We start from the raw sequence: 18,143 nt of genomic DNA, 5'->3' as shown, positions 1-18,143 counted from the left end.
GCTGGTCGGCGTGATCTGGGGCTTCAAGTTCCCGCGGGTCGGCGCGGTGCTGGGTGTGCTCACCGGCATGATCGCCGTCTACCTCACCTATGCTGTCTGGCCTAACCCCCTGTCCATGCACTGCGCCTTCTGGGGCACCGCCAGCGGCCTGGTCGTTGCCTTCATCTGCCGCGGCCTCGGTTTCAAGGATGACGAAGAGACCGTCAAACGCCAAGCAGAGATCAGGAATTTCCTTGACGACATCGATGCGCCCAGCGAATCGGGCAAGCAATGGCGCAGCATCATGAAGATCGCCACGCCTGTCTGGTATTTCTTTGCCATCGGCCCGGCCTGTATTCTGGGCAACAAGGCCTTCTCCTTCAGCGGGTTTACGCCGCTGTGGTCCTGGCAGATCGCCTGGTGGATTCTGGGTATCGTCATGATGTGGGCCCTGTGTTTCAAGGCGGAGATGGCCACCACCAACGAAGTCCAGATCGAACGGGCCGAGAAAGAAACCAACATCGTCATCAAAGAAGCCTAAATGCTTAATTGCTGAAGGAGGTTACTCATGAAAAGAGAAGATCTGTGGATGATTGGACTGGTTGTGTTCTCTATCCTGTGGACCGCATCCTTTGGGTGGGGGTTGTTCGGATAGACCGAACGGAATGTCGCTGATTGATCCGGGCACCGCAAGCGGGTTTGCTGACGGTGCCCGGAAAAAAAACGTGACTGAAAGGGCACAGGGAGAGCTTACTCCCTGTGCCCTCCAAAAAACGCTGTTTATCTATGAAAAAAAGGACGCCACCATGTCACTAAAACCCAAAGCCGTTACCTGCCAGTGTGGACACACCTTCACTTCCAATCGCGATCGCATTTGGTGTGACCGCTGCGCACACGCCGTTTATTACCATGAGAAAGATAAAAACAAATATAAACTGAGCAACATGTACATTACCGGCGTCATCGTGGCGGTGATCACTTTTTTAACCTATGTTTTTATGGAGCTCATCGCAACACCATTGCTTTCTTTATGATACGGTGGTGCCGCAACATCCGATTGCGGTCTATTTGACCGTCTTTTATTATACATATTGCCCGTTCTCACCGCGGCAACCCAGCGTCCGCCATCTATTTCTGCATCATTTTGCATCCATTGGCTTGTATCGTCCGGACCAAAAAACCGTCGTCACAACGTTTGTATTCTTGAAATCCTTTAAAATCGAGGGTATGGATTAGTATGGTCAACAAGATCCTGATTGTCGATGACGAACCGAGCATCACCGTACCATTGAAGTTCCTGATGGAACAGAATCAGTTCGAAGTAATGGTCGTTTACAGCGGGGAAGATGCGCTTGCCGCTATTGACGATTTCAAACCCGATCTGATTTTGCTGGATGTCATGCTTCCCACTGTCGATGGGTTTCAAGTTTGCCAGAACCTGAAATCTGACCCCCGCCACAAAGCGATTAAAGTGGTCTTTCTTTCCGCAATGACGCGGGACATGGACATTGCCAAGGGGAATACTCTGGGGGCCGATGCCTACATCACCAAACCCTTTTCCAATGCCGATGTGGTCAGGCAAGTTAAAGACCTGCTGTGCGGATGAGACTGAACAATAAATTCTGGCTGTTCGCTATCGTCTGTATGGTGTTTACCACGGCCATTGCCGTGACCTTGGCGATACTTTTCTGGCGGCAGCTCAACCCGTCCGAACAGCACTTGTTGATGCGCCTGTTTAAAGAGCAGTTCTGGTACTTTTTCAGCACCGGAGTGTTCCTGTTTACGGCTTTCGGATTCACGCTGGATTGGTTTTTTCGCTTTTACATCCTGCCTTTGAATCAGCTCATTGAAGAAACCCAGGTGATGAATACCGTCAACCCGGCCCACCGCTTGAAGATTGACGGCAGCCGGGAGGTTCAGACACTGGCCCAACTGATCAACGCCTGCGGGGATCAATACCAATCCGCCAAACACATCATTGACCAGACGGTCGAATCGGCAAAAGCCAAGACCGAAGCGGAAAAAAACATATTGGCCACGATTATGGCCGAACTGACCCAAGGGGTGCTAATCTGCGACACGGTGGGCCGCATCTTGTTGTACAACCGGCAGGCGCAACGGGTACTGAACAAAGTTCAACGTCCAAACCATGCGGTTGATGACGGGGACGAACACGACTTGGTGACAGACGGCTTTGTCGGGTTGCACCGTTCGATCTATTCTCTGATCGACCGGAACCTGGTTCAATACGCACTCAAAGACATTCAAGTAAAACTTGACCAAAAAAAAGAGAACGTATCTTCCCACTTTGCCGTGGTGACCCAAAATCGGCGGCAAATCCGGGTGGAAACCCTTCCCATCCTGGACGAGGATAAACGGTTCGCCGGTTTCGTTCTCATCTTCTCCGACATCACTCACCAGCTGGAACATGCCAGTCGGTTGAATCAACACCTAAAAACCATGGCTAAAAACCTTCGATCATCCATTGCCGCCATCCGGTCAACGGTCGATTTAATGATCCAGTTCCCCGACATGGGCGCCGACCAGAAGAAAGATTTCCTTGAAAACATCTCTGCTGAAACCCAGTCTTTGAGCCGACTGCTGAGAACTGAGTTGACCGAAACCATCGGTTTCGCTAATTCACGCTGGCCGCTCTCCCCGATCCTTGCCACTGAATTCATACAAACCCTCAAGAACGAACCCATGGCCATGGCCAATTTGGCGCTCGATGTCGCCGAATGTGATTCCCGGTGCATGATTCGGGTGGACGGCTACTCACTGGTTTCGGCAATCGGCTTTGTCCTGTCATGTCTTAAAAAAGAACTTCAAACGGTCTGTAGCCGTATCCGATTGACCGCGCCGGGCAATCTGGTACAAATTGATTTGATCTGGAAAGGGGAACCGATAAAAATCGAAACCCTGCGTCAATGGAGCGATCTGCCATTGACCGGGGCGCAAAAAGGCTTTCCGTTGACCTTAAAGGAAGTCCTCGACCACCATCACGCCGAAATCTGGCCCCACACCAATAAACAGAACGGCGGCGAAGCCTGCCTTCGGATCTTTATCCCCATGGTTCAATCCGAAGGGGTGTCGGAAAATATCCGCCACGTGACGTTGCTGCCAAAAGGCCGGCCGGAATTCTACGATTTTGACTTGTTTAATCAAGCCGGACAAACTCCCGAGATGGGCCAGCGGATGCTGGGGGAGCTCAACTATACGGTATTCGATACGGAAACCACCGGATTGGATCCGCGCGGTGGCGATGAAATAATATCCATCGGCGCCATCCGGGTGGTCAACGGGCGTTTGCTTCACACGGAGACGATCAATCAGCTGGTGGATCCGTGTCGATCCGTGCCGGCCGAATCCATCAAGTATCATGGCCTCGATGAGGGCATGCTCAAAGGCAAACCGACGATCGACAAGGTACTGCCCTTTTTTCACCGGTTCGCCCAGAATACGGTGCTGGTCGCTCACAATGCGGCCTTCGACATGCGAATGCTGCAAATGAAAGAGAAAGCCACCGGGATCCGTTTTGACAACCCGGTACTCGACACCATGCATCTGTCTGCAATCCTTCACCCGGCCCACAATGACCATACCCTGGACACCATCGCCAAACGCTTGGGCGTTTCTCTGACCAAGCGGCACGACGCTCTCGGAGATGCCATCGCCACCGGTGAGGTATTTATAAAAATGATTTCGCTGCTCAATGAAAAAGGGTTATATACACTACAAGATGCTTTGACCGCCTCCCAGCGAACTTACTATGCCATGCTCAAATACTGAGAGCGCCGTTCAAGGTTCAAGGGTTCGGGGGGGTGTTGTTCAAACGCCGGCCCATCGCCTCGTGAAACCTTGCCCTGTGAACACCTAAGAGAATATAACACTCGTGACCCTCAAAAAACTGTTCATCGACGCCAAGATTCAGCACCACCCGGAAACGCAACGGATCTGCCGTCGGCTCGACCTTCCTGTCGAATGCGTGGATGATCCGGTTTCGATTTACCAATGGATCAACAGCGCCGCTGACCCGGTCAGCCGCGGTAAGCAGGTACTCTACCTGACCCGCAACAAAGGCGGTTTTTTAAAAGCGTGTCCGGGTACCCGTGAATACACCTGCTGCGATTACCAGATCCTGCATGTGGCTTCCTTTTGCACCATGGATTGCGCCTACTGCATCCTGCAAAGCTATTTCCATCCACCACTGCTTCAATTTTTCGTCAATCGGGAAGATTTGGACGCGGAACTGACCGGACTTTTTCAAGAAAAAACGGTCAGTCGAGTGGGAACCGGAGAGTTTACCGACAGCCTCATCTGGGAAAGATGGACCGATCTGACCGGTCACTTGGTCACCCGCTTTGCCCGGCAGGACAGGGCCGTGCTGGAGTTGAAAACCAAAACGGTCAACGTTGAGAGACTCAAGGGGTTGGACCACCGGCGAAAAACCATTCTCTCCTGGTCATTGAACACGCCGGCTGTCATGGAGAGCGAGGAGCGTCGCACCGCTTCGCTGGATGCACGGTTGAAGGCAGCGGCACGTTGCCAACGATGGGGATACCCACTGGCATTTCACTTCGACCCCATGATCATTTACCCTGGCTGCGAGGCCGATTACCGGCAGGTGGTAAAACTGTTGTTTCAACGGATCTCTGGCGAAAATATCGTCTGGATCAGTCTCGGCACCTTTCGCTTCATGCCAGCGCTCAAGCCGGTGATTGCCCAGCGTTTTGCCGACTCCAAAATTGCATACGGTGAATTTGTCACCGGTCTGGATAACAAAATGCGCTACTTCAAACCGCTGCGCATCGCTCTTTACCGGCAGATGGTGCGCTGGATACGCGACGCGGCGCCGGACGTGACCATCTATTTCTGTATGGAAGACGATGAGGTGTGGGAAAAAAGCATGGGATGGGTTCCGCCACCCCACGGAGGCTTGGGTCGGATGCTGGACCAGAGCGCCATCAACATTTGTGGTTTGACCCCGTGAAGGCCTTTGTTGTCACCCGACATAGCAATATTCGATGCACCATTGGCCTGATTACGCTGATCCTTGCCGCCTCGGTTGGCTTCTGTGAGGCTGAGTCATGGGTCAAGGCCAGGTGGGTGGCCGATGGGGATACCATTATTTTGCGCGACGGCCGACACGTGCGTTATATCGGTATCGACGCCCCTGAAATCGCGCATAAAAACCGCCGGGCCGAACCCATGGGCGATGAGGCCCGGGCGTTAAATCGCAGGCTGGTCGATGGGTGGAAGCTCCGATTGGATTACGACCGGGAAAAAAAGGATCGCTACGGCCGGACACTGGCTTATGTTTATCGCAGTGATGGGCTGTTGGTTAATGCCGACATGATCGAGCAGGGATACGCCCACGTTTTGTATCGTTTTCCCAACATCAGTCAACACCACATCCTGCTTTCCGCCCAGCGCCTTGCCATGGCGCATGGCAGGGGCATCTGGCGTCGCGTAGACAAAGAAAAGCAGCGACCCCGGGCCTATCAGGCCAATCGGCGATCAAAGCGATTTCATGCAATCGACTGTCCCATGGGGAAAAGCATTTCCGAAAAGAACCGGATATGGTTGAAGAACCAGTGGGCTGGATTTTGGTCCGGCTATGCACCGGCCAGGGAATGCATTGAATTTCCGTCGCCTCGATGAGGTTTTGCAGATGCCAAAAAAAAGGAGGGCAGGGGCCCTCCTTTTTCAGATCACACATGCTGTAGCGTGGCGGACTACCCTTCTTTTTCGGCTTTGATCTGTTCGATCACCTTGGTCGCAATCTGGGCCGGCACTTCGTCGTAGCGCAAAAATTCCATGGTGTACATACCTCGGCCGCCGGTCATGGACCGCAGATCCGGTGCATAGGTCTGGAATTCGGCCAAGGGGACCTCGGCGTTGATCACCTGGTTTTTGCCCGCCGTATCCATTCCGAGAACCCGTCCCCGCCGACTGTTCATATCACCCATGATGTCGCCCATATAATCATCCGGAGTGATGACGGTGACTTTCATGATCGGCTCCAGCAGGACCGGCTTGGCCTCTTCACAGGCCTTTTTGTAGGCCAGGGAGCCGGCGACCTTGAAGGCCATTTCCGAAGAGTCGACGGCATGGTAGCTGCCGAAGTCCACGGTGGCGCGAAAGTCCACACAGGGGGCGCCGATCAGCGGGCCTTTCTGGCAGGCCTCGACAATGCCTTTTTCAACGGCCGGAATGTAATTTTTGGGGATTACCCCGCCGACAATGGCATCCACAAATTCGAAGCCGGCGCCCCGGGGAAGGGGTTCCATGACAATCCAGCAGTCGCCGTACTGGCCATGTCCGCCGGACTGTTTCTTGTGTTTACCCTGGACGCGGACTTTCTTTTTAATGGTTTCCCGGTAAGGGATTTTTGGGGTTTTTAGCAGGACTTCAACATTGAATTTACGTTTGAGCTTTTCGATGGTGCTCTCGATGTGAACCTGACCCAGACCGGAAAGCAGAATCTCTTTGGTCTCCGCGTTGCGCTCCAACCGTAAGGCCGTGTCTTCCTCGAGGAGCTTGGTCAAGGATATATAAATTTTATCCTCATCGCCGGTGGCTTTGGATTCCAGGGCAAACGAAATCAGCGTGGGCATCGGCTGGGCACAGGAATAACGGATCTTGTTGCTTTCATCACAAAGCGTATCACCAGTTTTGGTTTCCTTGAGCTTGGCCACCGCCACGATGGATCCGGGGCCGGCTTCCGAAGCCGGCTTCTGCTCTTTGCCGGCAATGGTGAGCAGCTGGTTGAATCGTTCCCGGGTCTCTTTGGTCGAATTGTAGAAATTGCCGTCACTGCCCAGCTTTCCGGAAACCACTTTGAAGATCGTCAGTCTGCCGGCATAGGGATCGGCCACGGTCTTGAAAACAAAGGCGGAAAAAGGGGCCGCCGGGTCAGGTGCCCGTTCAATGACTTCATCATTGGCTGGATTGACACCCTGTTTCGGCGCTTTATCCAACGGCGAAGGCAGACAGCCGGCAATGAAATCCATCAGCAGGTCGATGCCGATATTTTCGGCGGCAGACCCGCAGAGCACCGGTGCAAAGGTTCTGGAGAGCAGGCCTTTTTTCAAGGTATCGCGAAGCTCCTGGTTGGTAATGGTCTCTCCTTCCAGATAGCGCTCGATGAGTGCATCGTCCGCTTCGGCCACATTCTCGATGAGCGTTTCCCGTTCTGTCTCCACGGTGTCCTTCATATCTTCGGGTATATCGATCTCCTTGGCGTTGCCGCTCTCATCGTAGCGGTAAGCTTTCAGGCCGATCAGATCGACGATGCCGTTAAAATCGGCTTCGGCACCGATGGGAAGCTGAACGATAATCGGTTTGGGGGACAGGCACTGCACCGCATCCTCGACGGTACGGGTAAAATCGGCGCGCTCGCGGTCCAGCTTGTTGATGAAAATCGCACAGGGAAGTTCGTATTCGGATGCAAAATCAGCCACCTGCTCGGTCTGTACCTTGACACCGTCAACGGCATCCACGAGGATCAGGGCGGTGTCGGCTGCCTGCATGCACAGTTTGGCATCGGAGATGAAGTTCTGATCGCCGGGCGTATCGATCAGGCTGAGGGTGTGCTTTTTCCATGGCAGTTGAATGAAACCACTGGAAAGACTGGCCTGCCGCTTGAGTTCTTCCGGTTCGAAATCCATCACCGTATTGCCGTCTTCCACGCGTCCCACGCGGGTGGTCATGCCGGCATTGTTAATCATGATTTCAGCGAGGGAGGTTTTTCCAGCCCCCCCATGAGCAATCAGTGCTACATTTCTTAAGGATTCATTCATGTGGCCCACTCAAGCTCCTCTCTCCATTGTATTTTCTGCCCGATTGGCAGACGTTTGGTTAAGCTGATATTACTAAATCGACGACTAAAAAAAATCAAGTTTAAAAACCTGATTATAATTCAAAATCCAACGGTCGGAGCAGGATAATGAATTCCCGGTTTCCCTTGGGTCCCAATACAGGGGAGGGGATTACCGGCCCGCAAGAAAGCGATAGCCGGGAGAAGAAAACCTGAAGATCGTCGATAATTTCATCATGAAGGGCCGGGTCCTTGACCACACCGCCCTTGCCCACCCTTCCTTTACCGGCTTCGAACTGAGGCTTGATCAGAGCCAGAACCATGCCGCCTGCTTTGAGAAAGGGAAGGGTGCATGGGACGACGATCTTGAGGGAGATAAAAGAGGTGTCGATGGTCACCAGGTCAACCTTCTGCGTAATCAAGGCTGGATCGATTTTACGGATGTTGGTCCGCTCGATGACGACCACCCGATCATCCTGCCTGAGCGACCATGCCAACTGGCCATATCCCACATCCACTGCAAAGACACGGGTGGCGCCGTGTTGCAGCAGGCAGTCGGTAAAACCGCCGGTCGAGGCCCCCACATCGAGGCAGACCATGCCGGCACAATCGATGCGGTTGGCTTTCAGGGCGGCTTCAAGCTTGAGTCCCCCGCGGCTGACATAACGCAGATCATCGCCCTTTAGCGTGATTTCAATATCTTCGGAAAACCGAGTGCCGGGTTTGTCGCATGGCAATTGGTTCACAGCCACCCGGCCGGCCATGATCAAGGCCTTGGCCCGTTCCCGGCTCTGGCAGAATTGTTTTTCGACGAGCAGCGTGTCAATTCGCTTTTTCACGGGCATACCAAGCCATCCGGGTTTAGCTGTCGAGCTGATAAGACATCACAGCGATACGTCTTTTCTCATTGAGGCCCACGTAGGATATTTTTTTTCCTCACCAGCTTAATTGCTTACCAGCTTATCGGCTATCGGCTTATCTCGGCTGATCATGGACAGGGCCGTGGTGATGATGGCCGACGCATCCACCTGGTACTTGCATCGCAGGGTATCCTGCGGTCCGTGCTCCACAAATTGATCCTTGATGCCCATTCGTTTGACGATGGTGTCAATGATGTCATGGTCGCTCAGCAACTCGAGAACCGCACTGCCGAATCCGCCGTGAACGGTATTTTCCTCGACGGTGATGATCCGCGGAATCTTGCGGGCCAGGGGAATGATCAGTTTTCTGTCTAAGGGTTTGATGAAACGGGCATTGACCACGGTTGCCCGAACGTCATGGTTTTCCTCCAGGAGGGCCGCGGCGCATATCGCTTCAGCGACGGTGCTGCCAACGGCAATGATCAGCAGGTCTTCACCGTGGCTCAGGATCTCACCTTGGCCAATGGGAATGACCGTCAAGGCGTCGTCCAGTTCCGCCCCGGTGCCTCGGCCCCGAGGGTATCTCAGGGAGATGGGCCCGTCATGGGCGACGGCAGTGGCAAGCATGTGGCGCAACTCATTTTCGTCCTTCGGGGCCATGACCACCATATTGGGGATGGTTCTTAGAAACGAGATGTCGAACAGACCATGATGGGTGGGCCCGTCCTCTCCGACGATGCCGCCGCGGTCCATGGCAAACACCACCGGCAGTTTCTCGATGCAGACGTCGTGGATAATCTGATCGTAGGCACGCTGGAGAAAGGTCGAATAGACCGTCACCACCGGACGGAACCCTTCGGTGGCCATACCGGCGGCGAAAGTGACCCCGTGCTGTTCGGCAATGCCCACATCGAAAAAACGGTCCGGGTATGCATTGGAAAAGGGAACCAGTCCGGTACCCTCGGGCATGGCGGCGGTAACGGCAATGATTCGGTCATTCGTTTTGGCCAGTTCCACCATGGTTTGACCGAACACCTCGGTGTAACTGGGTACATTGGTGGTCTTTTTGCGGCAGATTCCCGTATCCACGTCGAAGGAACTGACCCCGTGAAAATAGACCGGGTTCTGTTCCGCCTGCGGATATCCCTTGCCTTTTTTGGTGATGACATGCAGAAGCACCGGTTCATCCATGGTTTTGATATTTTTTAGAATGTCGATTAAATGATCCAGATTGTGCCCGTCGATGGGACCGAAATACTCGAAGTTGAAGGCTTCGAACAGCATACCCGGCGTTACGAAGGTCTTGAATGACTCTTCACTGCGCTTGGCCAATTGATACATATTTTCACCGATGCGAGGCAGCGATTTGAGGAATTCGCCTAAGGATTTGCGCATCATCTGAAGCTTGGTGGCGGAAAACGTGCGGCTGAGCAAGGAGGAGAGTGCGCCGACGTTGTGGGAAATGGACATTTCATTGTCGTTCAGGATAACGATCATATCCTTGTCGTTGTGCGTGTCTCCGGTCTGGTTCAAGCCTTCATAGGCGAGCCCGGCAGTCAGCGAACCGTCTCCGATCACGGCCACCACCTTGGATGAATCCTTTTTCAGACGTTTGGCACAGGCGATACCCAGACCGGCGGAGATGGATGTGCTGCTGTGACCGGTGGTAAAGGTGTCATATGGGCTTTCACTGCGCTTGGTAAAGCCGGAGAGGCCGCCATGCCGACGCAGGGTGGGGAACTGGTCACGGCGGCCGGTAAGCAATTTGTGGGCATATGCCTGATGGCCAACATCCCACAGGATTTTATCGGCAGGTGTATCGAAGACGTAGTGAAGGGCGATGCTCAGTTCAACGGCACCTAAACTGGACGCCAAATGACCGCCGGAGGTGGAAACCACGTCCACGATGGTTTTACGGATTTCTTTCGCCAGATCAGGTAGTTCTGAACGTTTCAATTTTTTCAGATCGAGGGGCGAGTTGATTTTATCGAGTAGGTGTGAGGATTGGCGCAAGGTTCAAGCTCCCTGAGTTAGTGTCTATCTAGAAATGGTAAATTTTGGTTCAGGCCAAGGCCGCAACGAAATTGAACCCGCAGGCGTAGTGGCACTACGTCGAGGATTTCAATCGAGCGAGAACGCAGGCGTGGGCCGAAAGATGCCGTTTCTGGATGGACCCGAGTTATCGTTTCCGTTCGATGACATACCTGGCGATGGCGCGAAGCGAATCTGCTCCCTTATCAAAAGCGTCAAGGACCTTCAAGGCATTGTTTACCAGCTGGCCGGCAAGCGTCTCGGCAGCGGCAAGACCCAACAGCGCCGGGTAGGTGTTTTTCCCACGAATGTTGTCGGTGCCGGTGGCTTTTCCAAGCCGCTTGGGGTCTCCTTTGACGTTGAGAATGTCGTCGGCCACCTGAAAAGCCAGCCCGATATGCTGGGCATAGGTCTGCAGCAGCTGCTGCTGGCGTGGTGACGCTCCTGACACCATTGCGCCTGCGCCCACCGAAATTTCGATCAGTTTGCCTGTTTTCAGGCGGTGCAGAGATTCCAGTTCAGGTTTAGAAATCACTGTACCCTCAAAGGCCATATCGCGCATCTGTCCTTCGATCATGCCTTTGAAGCCAGCGGCAGAGGCAATCTGGGCGATGGCCAGCAACCAGCGGTGTTGATCGTCAGAGGCGCACTGGATGCCGGCGGTCCCCAGGATTTCAAAAGCCAGCGTCAGCAGCGCATCGCCGGCAAGGATGGCCGTTGCCTCATCGAATTGAACATGGCAGGTCGGTTTGCCACGTCTTTTGTCGTCGTTGTCCATTGCCGGCAAGTCGTCATGGATCAACGAATACGTGTGGATGAGTTCCAGTGAACAGGCGAGGGGAAGTACAGCTTCCCGGCTGCCGCCGACGGTTTCCGCAGCGGCGATGCACAGCACGGGCCGCAATCGTTTTCCGCCCGCCATGACTGAATAGGTCATGGCATGGGAGATCCGTGTGGCTGATGATTGGGCGCTCAGGTAGTGCTGTAGCATTTGGTCTACCGGGGCCCGCACATCGTTGAGGTATGATTTCAGATCGAACATGATTGTTGATGGGTACTCCGAGCTTTTGATTAACCGCGGAGGTCGCTGAGGCCGCAGTGATCAGCGGTTTGATAACGTATTTTCATTTCTCAGTGTCCTCCGCGTGCTCAGCGGTCAAGGGGTTTAACCGTTCAAGCGTGACGGTTCCGTAAAAAGGCACAAGTGGTGTCACTCCCGCGAAGGCGGAAGTCCATAACTGTCTGAAACTTATAGATCCCCGCCTTCGCGGGGATGACAAAAAAGAGGACATCTCGACTTTTTACGGGTTCATCAAGCATCCAGTTCAAACGGTTTTTCCACGGGTTCCCCCGTCTCGTCAGCCGTTAGCAGCGATATCCGTTTTTCGGCTTCATCCAGCGTCTCGGTACAGTATCGGGACAGCTTGATTCCGGCTTCGAATTTTTCCAGCGCTTTTTCCAAAGCAAGGTCTCCGGACTCGAGCGCCTTGACGATTTTTTCCAGATCACTGATCGCTTTTTCAAAACTCGGTTTTGCTTTTGTTGCCATGGGAACTTAGTTATCCTTTGTATTTCAAGTTGGTTATACCATAAACAATCCATTAATAGATCAGTTTACCGTTTCAGTCGGCCTCATTTTTATGGTCAGCTACCGTGACCGTTAATCGACCCCGGCCAAGAAGAATTTCCAGGCGCTGATCAATGCTTACCTGACTGGCACCGCGAACCACGGATCGATCGGGAAGGGTGCGGGTGATGCTGTATCCGCGCTGCAGGATGGCCATCGGATTCAGCGCTTCGAGCATGGAGACATTTTTATAAACGGTGGTCTGTCCCTCCGCAAGGAGGCGATGGATCTGCCTGATCGAGGCACCTTTGAGGGTGTTGACCTGATCTCGACATGATGCCACCCGCTTGATCGGTGAAACATGCATCAGCATATGGTGCTGAAAAGCAAGACGCTCGTTTCCGCGGGTCAAGGTTTTATCCATCGATGACAGGAGTCGAATCGAATAATCATCGACCCGCATGCGCATATCCTGCAACCTTCGGCGGGGATGGCTGATTCGGCTGGTAAAGCCATTTATAATATTATATATATTATTCAGGTAGTTTTTAATATTTATATAAAGCTTTTGTTTAGTTTTAGCCAGTTGGTTCTTCAGTTCATTCTTTGAGGGGACCGATAATTCAGCAGCGGCGGACGGTGTGGGCGCCCGAAGATCGGCTACGAAATCGGCGATGGTGAAATCCGTTTCGTGGCCAATGGCAGATACGATCGGTATGTCGGATGCAAATATGGTTCGGGCGACCTGTTCATCGTTAAAGGCACTGAGATCTTCGATGGATCCGCCGCCGCGTGCCAGAACGATGACATCGGTAGACCCCAATTTATTCAGCCAACGGATGGCATTGACGATCTCGCCAGGCGCGCGGTCCCCTTGAACATTGACCGGGACGACCTCCAGCGGCAGGTTGGGGAAACGCCGTTGGGCTACCTTGATGAAATCACGAATGGCTGCACCGGTCGGTGAGGTCACAATGCTTATTTTTTTGGGTATGACTGGCAGCGGCAGTTTATATTGTTGGTCGAACAACCCTTGATCAAAGAGTTTTTGTTTCAGTTTTTCAAAGGCGATCTGGAGGCCGCCGATACCCTTGGGTTCCAGATATTCAAAGATGATCTGGTATGTGCCTCTCGGTTCGTAGACGCTGATGCGCCCGAGACCAACGACGGACAGGCCATCTTCGGGTCTGAATTTGAGGGCACTGGCCTGGGCACGGAACATGACCGCACTGATTTGCGATTGTGGATCCTTCAACGTGAAATAGCAATGCCCGGATGAAGGCGTCCTGAAGTTATAAATCTCTCCTGATATCCAAATAAAAGGAAGCTTTTCTTCAAGTACTCGCTTAATTATCTTGTTGAGTTCCGTGACTTCGTAAACATGTTGCCGGGAAGGATTGGAACCTGAGCTGTTTTTCGCCATGGTCTTGATGTGAGAGTGCGGTTCAAATCTGGATGAATGGGCACCGACTTATAACGTCCGATAAGATATATTATGTAAAATTACGAATATGCTTATTGCGTTTTAGGGTTGTTGTTGTTCTTGCGGCCGTGTTTTATAATTAGCTCGCGAACCGCCGGTACCACGAACAGGTTTTCATGGGGCAATTCAAAAAGCGATTGGGCCAGGATCACCGTCTTTTTACGCAAGGTGATATTTTTGTCGATAATGCAGTGCATTTTTCCCTTGATCAGGCAAAAGCCGCTTTTGACGGGTATGCCGCTGGCGCGGAAGCTCTGTTCGGAGACGGTTACCTCGAGTTTTTCCGCCAGATCTTTCAGCTCCTGGTAAATCTGTTCAGGTTTCATTGAATGATGTCCTAACCACCTAAAATTATCGCACCATTCATATCAGCTTTGTGCTTGAAAATAAAGCAGCCTGTGTTATATTTGAACACTGTCCGACCACGGTCGGGAATTGATCAAAAAAAATAAAAATACGCGGAGGTATCATATGCAGTCGATTCCAATGGAAAGAACCCAGGCCCAGGTTCAGGTCAACGCTTTTGTCCGAAGTGTTTACAACTGGATGGCCATCGGGCTCGCATTGACCGGCGCTGTCGCCTGGTTTGTCGCCCACAACGAACCGGTTCTCCGCTTTGTATACCAGGCGCGCTGGATCTTTTTTATCGGAGAGTTGGCCCTAGTATTCATGCTGGCCGGTCGCGTGCACAAAATGCAGGCATCGACCGCCACCGGCATGTTCATGTTCTATGCGGCCCTCAACGGGGCGACAATGGCATTCATTTTCCTTGCTTACACGATGTCATCCATTGCTTCCACCTTTTTCATCTGTGCCGGAACTTTCGCGGTGTGCAGCGTGTTTGGTTGGGTCACCAAACGTGATCTCACCGGGCTTGGCAACTTTTTGTTCATGGGGTTGATCGGCATCATTATCGCATCGATCGTGAATATTTTTCTGAAGAGCCCGGCCATGCAGATCATCATCAGTTACATCGGCGTGCTGGTCTTTACCGGGCTGACCGCCTATGACACCCAGAAGCTCAAATCCATGGCCATCTCTCAACCGGCCGGCCTGGATGCCGCGGTGGTCAGAAAAGGCGCGATCATCGGTGCATTGACGCTTTACCTGGATTTCATCCTGATGTTCCAATACCTGTTGATGATTTTCGGCGGCAACCGCGACTAAATCGTGCCCGTCAAGAACGGGCCAAATAACTATTTATAGCCGAGCACGAAACAAAAAAGCCCCTGAATCATGATCGCTCATGGTGCTGGGGCTTTTTTTATGTCCGTCTTCTGCGTTTAGATTTCAGTCATCTGACCTTCGACATCACCCCAGCGCCTTGACAACCTCCGATGCAATCTGCTGGCAAAAGGACGTCGTTTCCTGTTGGGTGGGCCCTTCAACCATCACCCGGCACTGTGGCTGGGTGCCCGAATAGCGAACCAGCACCCGTCCGTTGTCGCCGAGTTCGCCTTCCACGGTCCGAATCGAGCGCATGACCGCATCGATCGTATCGATTTCCGGTTTCGATTTCACATCCACATTAATCAGGCATTGGGGAAAAACAGTCATGACCGTTGCCAGATCAGAAAGGGAACGGCCCGATGACCGCATGGCTTGCATGAGCTTCAGGGCGGCGAGCATGCCATCTCCCGTTGTGTGGTGGTTTAAAAAGATCATGTGTCCGGAATCTTCACCACCGAAAACAGCGCCGGCCTTGACCATCTCCTGCATGACATAGCGGTCACCGACCCGGGCCTTGACGTGGGCGATGCCCATTTTTTTCAGTGCCGCGCCAAAGCCCATGTTGCTCATGACCGTCGTGACCACCACCGGCTTGGCCAACTCCCCCTTTGCCTTCATGTCTTTGGCGCAAATGGCCATGACTTGATCGCCGGAAAGCACCCTTCCGCTTTCATCCACCGCGATCAGGCGATCGGCGTCCCCATCAAAGGCCAGGCCCAGATCGGCGTTTTCAGCCACAACCACCTTTGCCAGGGCACCTGGGTGCTGGGAGCCGCAGTTGTCGTTGATATTGATCCCATCCGGCTCACAAAAGATGGTTTGCACCGTCGTACCCAGGTTTTCGAAAAGGGTCGGTGCAATCTGGCTGGCGGCACCGTTGGAACAGTCTATGATCAGCTTCATCCCAGCCAGCGATGGTCCAGTGGACAGGCAATTTTGCAAAAACCGGCCATAGCGGTCCGGCGCATCATCGACGTGATGAAGTTTACCCACCCGTTCGATCGTCTGGCTTTTTTGGTAGAGCGACCCATCATCGTGAATCAATCGCTCGATGGACCGCTCGGCAGCGTCGGAGAGTTTGTATCCGTCACCGTTAAACAGTTTGATGCCGTTATCATAAAAAGGATTGTGGGATGCGGAAATCACGATGCCGGCTTTAAAGCCGTTGGCTGCGGTAAGATACGCCACACCCGGTGTGGGAATCACACCGGCCAGGTATACGTCTCTACCCATGGAGCAGATACCGGCCGCAAGCGCGCTGACCAGCATGTTTCCCGAAATCCGCGTGTCCTGCCCGATGATAAAACGGCCGGGTGCCTGTTTCTCATCATCGAAATAAGCCGCGATGGCCCTTCCCGCTTTAAGCGCGGTTTCGCAGTCCAACGGAAATTGGTTGGCTATTCCTCTGATCCCGTCGGTTCCAAAAAGTTCGCCCAATCGTACGCCTCCTGCTGGCCTATCATGAGTCGTCCCCGCGCAGGCGGGGATCCAGTGCGTTGAAAATGTTTATCGAATCGCCGGAAACAACGCCAGCATCTGCTCGGTTACCGCATCGACGATCCGCTGCAACCAGACCGTTCCCTGCAAGGCTTCGTCGCCATCCAGGCTTTTTATCACGGTAAGGTAAACAGCGCCAAGGGTATCGATTCTTTTACCTATAATCGATAAAAAGGCCTTGTCGTCATAACGCTCTATTCCATCTATGCAACGGCGAATCAGGTCACCTGCCTGGTTTCGGTTACTAATCAGTTGATTTTTTTGTTCAATAAGGCTGGCGGACGCGCTATCGCCCATCTGCTGCCGGTATCGCTCGCTGGACGCCTTCAGCTTTTCACAAAATGCCGTAAACCGCCTGATTCGTTCGAATATGACTGAATGTAACGTATCGACCAACCCTTCATGCAGCGCCTGGGGAAACAGTTCACCGATAAATTGACGCCGCACATGGGTGTACCAGGCCATCAAGGCCACCAGGTTGGCCAGGTAAACGATGTTGTTATATGCCTGACGCTTGACATTGCGGTATATGCCCATGGAATAGGGGACGCTTCCCCCCCTGCCGCCGCCTTCGAATACCAGCCGATCCGGCTTGCATTGATCCTTGCGATACACCGAACCCGCTGCAATCAGCGTCCCGTAGGCGATGCGGCAAGGCCCCACCAGGCCCCCCTGCCCGCCTAAAAAAATCGGATTTTGATTGAGCATCACCCCGTGGGGGACATCCCCCATGATGGATGCCGTGGCCTTGTCCTGGTTGGGTGTAAAATTGAAGTGAATATAGGAACTGCCGACTTCACTGTGGTTTTCCCGGCTCGTTCCACCGGCCAGGAAGCAGTCACAAAAATTGATCAGGCTGCCCAGGGTCACAAATGGAAACAGGATGGTCTGCTTCAACCCGACGGTGTGGGCGATGCTGGCCTGCTCTTCGAAAATGGTGCCTGCCCGCACATGGGCGCCGGAACCGGCTTCGGCACCCTCCAGAAAGACGGCATTTTCGAAATAGCCGCCCTTTAATTTTACATGGGGGCCGATGTAGCAGTTGTTCACGGTAACCGGCGCTTCAAAGCCCAGTTCTGCGCCGTCACAGATCAGGGTGTTGGCGCCAAACAGTTTACATCCGGCGTGAATGGTCGCCTTTTCGGCGATCCGGTTGCGATCCACCTCATCACCGATGATCGGTGTGTTCGGATCGATCATGTCTATCGATTTTTTTTTCATATCGGCAGTTCTTCTGAATTCAGCTCAGTTTATCCACCCGCAGCGTATTTCAAGATACTACACTTTTTCCATCAAATCGATGGGTTCCAATCGGATGGAAAATTTTTTAAGAAATAATCCGTGCTGCCGGCAGTAGTTAGCCGCCGCCTGGCACGCCGTTGCATTGGCCGGGCCGTTAAATGAGAGAAGCACCCCGCGAATGGCATGTTTGTTTTTCAACTCGGACAATTGGTCAAAATTTCCCAGAATCGGGAAGCCTTGAATTTTCTTGCCACCTTTTAAGAGGTCGTCATCCAGAAATCCCACGGGGTTGATATTAAGGGATTTGTTGTTCAAAATCTCCCGCAGCAGCAGCTCCCCTCCCCTTCCCGCACCATAAATGACCACCGGATCCCCGGCCAGGGTCTTTCGTTTCATCGTTTCCGTAAAAATCCGAAACGATCCCCGGGTGCTCAG

Annotated in this window: 16 protein-coding genes and 1 pseudogene; 7 read left to right on the top strand and 10 right to left on the bottom strand. The window is 53.1% G+C overall.

Annotated features, from left to right (window positions below):
- The 6 genes and pseudogenes from ABYV26_RS06535 to ABYV26_RS06510 all read left to right on the top strand — a co-directional run.
- Window positions 1-520: pseudogene (locus ABYV26_RS06535) on the top strand (sodium:solute symporter family protein); the annotation flags it as partial.
- 124 nt (window positions 521-644) lie between these two features.
- A complete protein-coding gene (locus ABYV26_RS06530) occupies window positions 645-1,013 on the top strand; it encodes a hypothetical protein (protein ID WP_372679316.1) in 369 nt (122 codons plus the stop codon).
- Window positions 1,014-1,216: 203 nt separating this feature from the next.
- Window positions 1,217-1,585, top strand: a complete 369-nt coding sequence (locus tag ABYV26_RS06525) for a response regulator transcription factor (protein ID WP_372679314.1) — start codon at window positions 1,217-1,219, stop codon at window positions 1,583-1,585.
- A complete protein-coding gene (locus tag ABYV26_RS06520; protein ID WP_372679312.1) occupies window positions 1,582-3,768 on the top strand; it encodes an exonuclease domain-containing protein in 2,187 nt (728 codons plus the stop codon). Before ABYV26_RS06525 ends, ABYV26_RS06520 begins: the two co-directional genes overlap by 4 nt.
- Window positions 3,769-3,871: 103 nt before the next feature.
- The gene (locus ABYV26_RS06515; protein WP_372679310.1) at window positions 3,872-4,969 is read left to right on the top strand and encodes a radical SAM protein; all 1,098 of its coding nucleotides are present in this window, start codon (window positions 3,872-3,874) and stop codon (window positions 4,967-4,969) included.
- Window positions 4,966-5,640, top strand: coding sequence for a thermonuclease family protein (locus tag ABYV26_RS06510; RefSeq protein WP_372679308.1), 675 nt, complete (start codon window positions 4,966-4,968; stop codon window positions 5,638-5,640). The genes ABYV26_RS06515 and ABYV26_RS06510 overlap by 4 nt, the downstream gene beginning before the upstream one ends.
- Window positions 5,641-5,714: 74 nt before the next feature.
- Here the strand turns inward: ABYV26_RS06510 and fusA are convergent, their stop codons facing one another.
- From fusA to ABYV26_RS06475, 7 genes are all read right to left on the bottom strand, one after another.
- Complete coding sequence (gene fusA, locus ABYV26_RS06505) at window positions 5,715-7,781, bottom strand: elongation factor G (protein WP_372679306.1); 2,067 nt, start codon at window positions 7,779-7,781, stop codon at window positions 5,715-5,717.
- 112 nt (window positions 7,782-7,893) lie between these two features.
- Complete coding sequence (locus ABYV26_RS06500) at window positions 7,894-8,643, bottom strand: TlyA family RNA methyltransferase (RefSeq protein WP_372679304.1); 750 nt, start codon at window positions 8,641-8,643, stop codon at window positions 7,894-7,896.
- A gap of 99 nt (window positions 8,644-8,742) precedes the next feature.
- A complete protein-coding gene (dxs, locus tag ABYV26_RS06495) occupies window positions 8,743-10,671 on the bottom strand; it encodes a 1-deoxy-D-xylulose-5-phosphate synthase (RefSeq protein ID WP_372679302.1) in 1,929 nt (642 codons plus the stop codon).
- A 166-nt stretch (window positions 10,672-10,837) separates the two neighbouring features.
- Window positions 10,838-11,731, bottom strand: a complete 894-nt coding sequence (locus ABYV26_RS06490) for a polyprenyl synthetase family protein (protein ID WP_372679300.1) — start codon at window positions 11,729-11,731, stop codon at window positions 10,838-10,840.
- 270 nt (window positions 11,732-12,001) lie between these two features.
- A complete protein-coding gene (locus tag ABYV26_RS06485; RefSeq protein ID WP_372679298.1) occupies window positions 12,002-12,238 on the bottom strand; it encodes an exodeoxyribonuclease VII small subunit in 237 nt (78 codons plus the stop codon).
- A gap of 73 nt (window positions 12,239-12,311) precedes the next feature.
- Complete coding sequence (xseA, locus tag ABYV26_RS06480; RefSeq protein WP_372679296.1) at window positions 12,312-13,679, bottom strand: exodeoxyribonuclease VII large subunit; 1,368 nt, start codon at window positions 13,677-13,679, stop codon at window positions 12,312-12,314.
- Window positions 13,680-13,771: 92 nt separating this feature from the next.
- Entirely contained in the window at window positions 13,772-14,065 is a 294-nt protein-coding gene (locus ABYV26_RS06475; protein WP_372679294.1) for a hypothetical protein, read from the bottom strand.
- 145 nt (window positions 14,066-14,210) lie between these two features.
- Between ABYV26_RS06475 and ABYV26_RS06470 the strand changes: the two genes are divergently transcribed.
- Window positions 14,211-14,906 (top strand): Bax inhibitor-1/YccA family protein, encoded by a 696-nt coding sequence (locus ABYV26_RS06470; protein WP_372679292.1) that lies wholly within the window; start codon window positions 14,211-14,213, stop codon window positions 14,904-14,906.
- A 144-nt stretch (window positions 14,907-15,050) separates the two neighbouring features.
- On the opposite strand, the gene glmM is transcribed toward ABYV26_RS06470, so the two are convergent.
- The 3 genes from glmM to ABYV26_RS06455 all read right to left on the bottom strand — a co-directional run.
- Complete coding sequence (gene glmM, locus ABYV26_RS06465) at window positions 15,051-16,406, bottom strand: phosphoglucosamine mutase (protein ID WP_372679290.1); 1,356 nt, start codon at window positions 16,404-16,406, stop codon at window positions 15,051-15,053.
- A gap of 69 nt (window positions 16,407-16,475) precedes the next feature.
- The gene (locus ABYV26_RS06460) at window positions 16,476-17,687 is read right to left on the bottom strand and encodes a protein GlmU (protein WP_372679288.1); all 1,212 of its coding nucleotides are present in this window, start codon (window positions 17,685-17,687) and stop codon (window positions 16,476-16,478) included.
- 57 nt (window positions 17,688-17,744) lie between these two features.
- Window positions 17,745-18,143 (bottom strand): nucleoside-diphosphate sugar epimerase/dehydratase (locus ABYV26_RS06455; protein ID WP_372679286.1); only part of this gene is annotated, 399 nt, incomplete at its 5' end.

This window comes from Desulfosarcina sp. (assembly GCF_041551955.1).
GTDB lineage: Bacteria > Desulfobacterota > Desulfobacteria > Desulfobacterales > Desulfosarcinaceae > Desulfosarcina.
The sequence above is the reverse complement of the archived record's forward strand: the minus strand, read 5'-3'. Positions and strand labels throughout refer to the sequence as shown.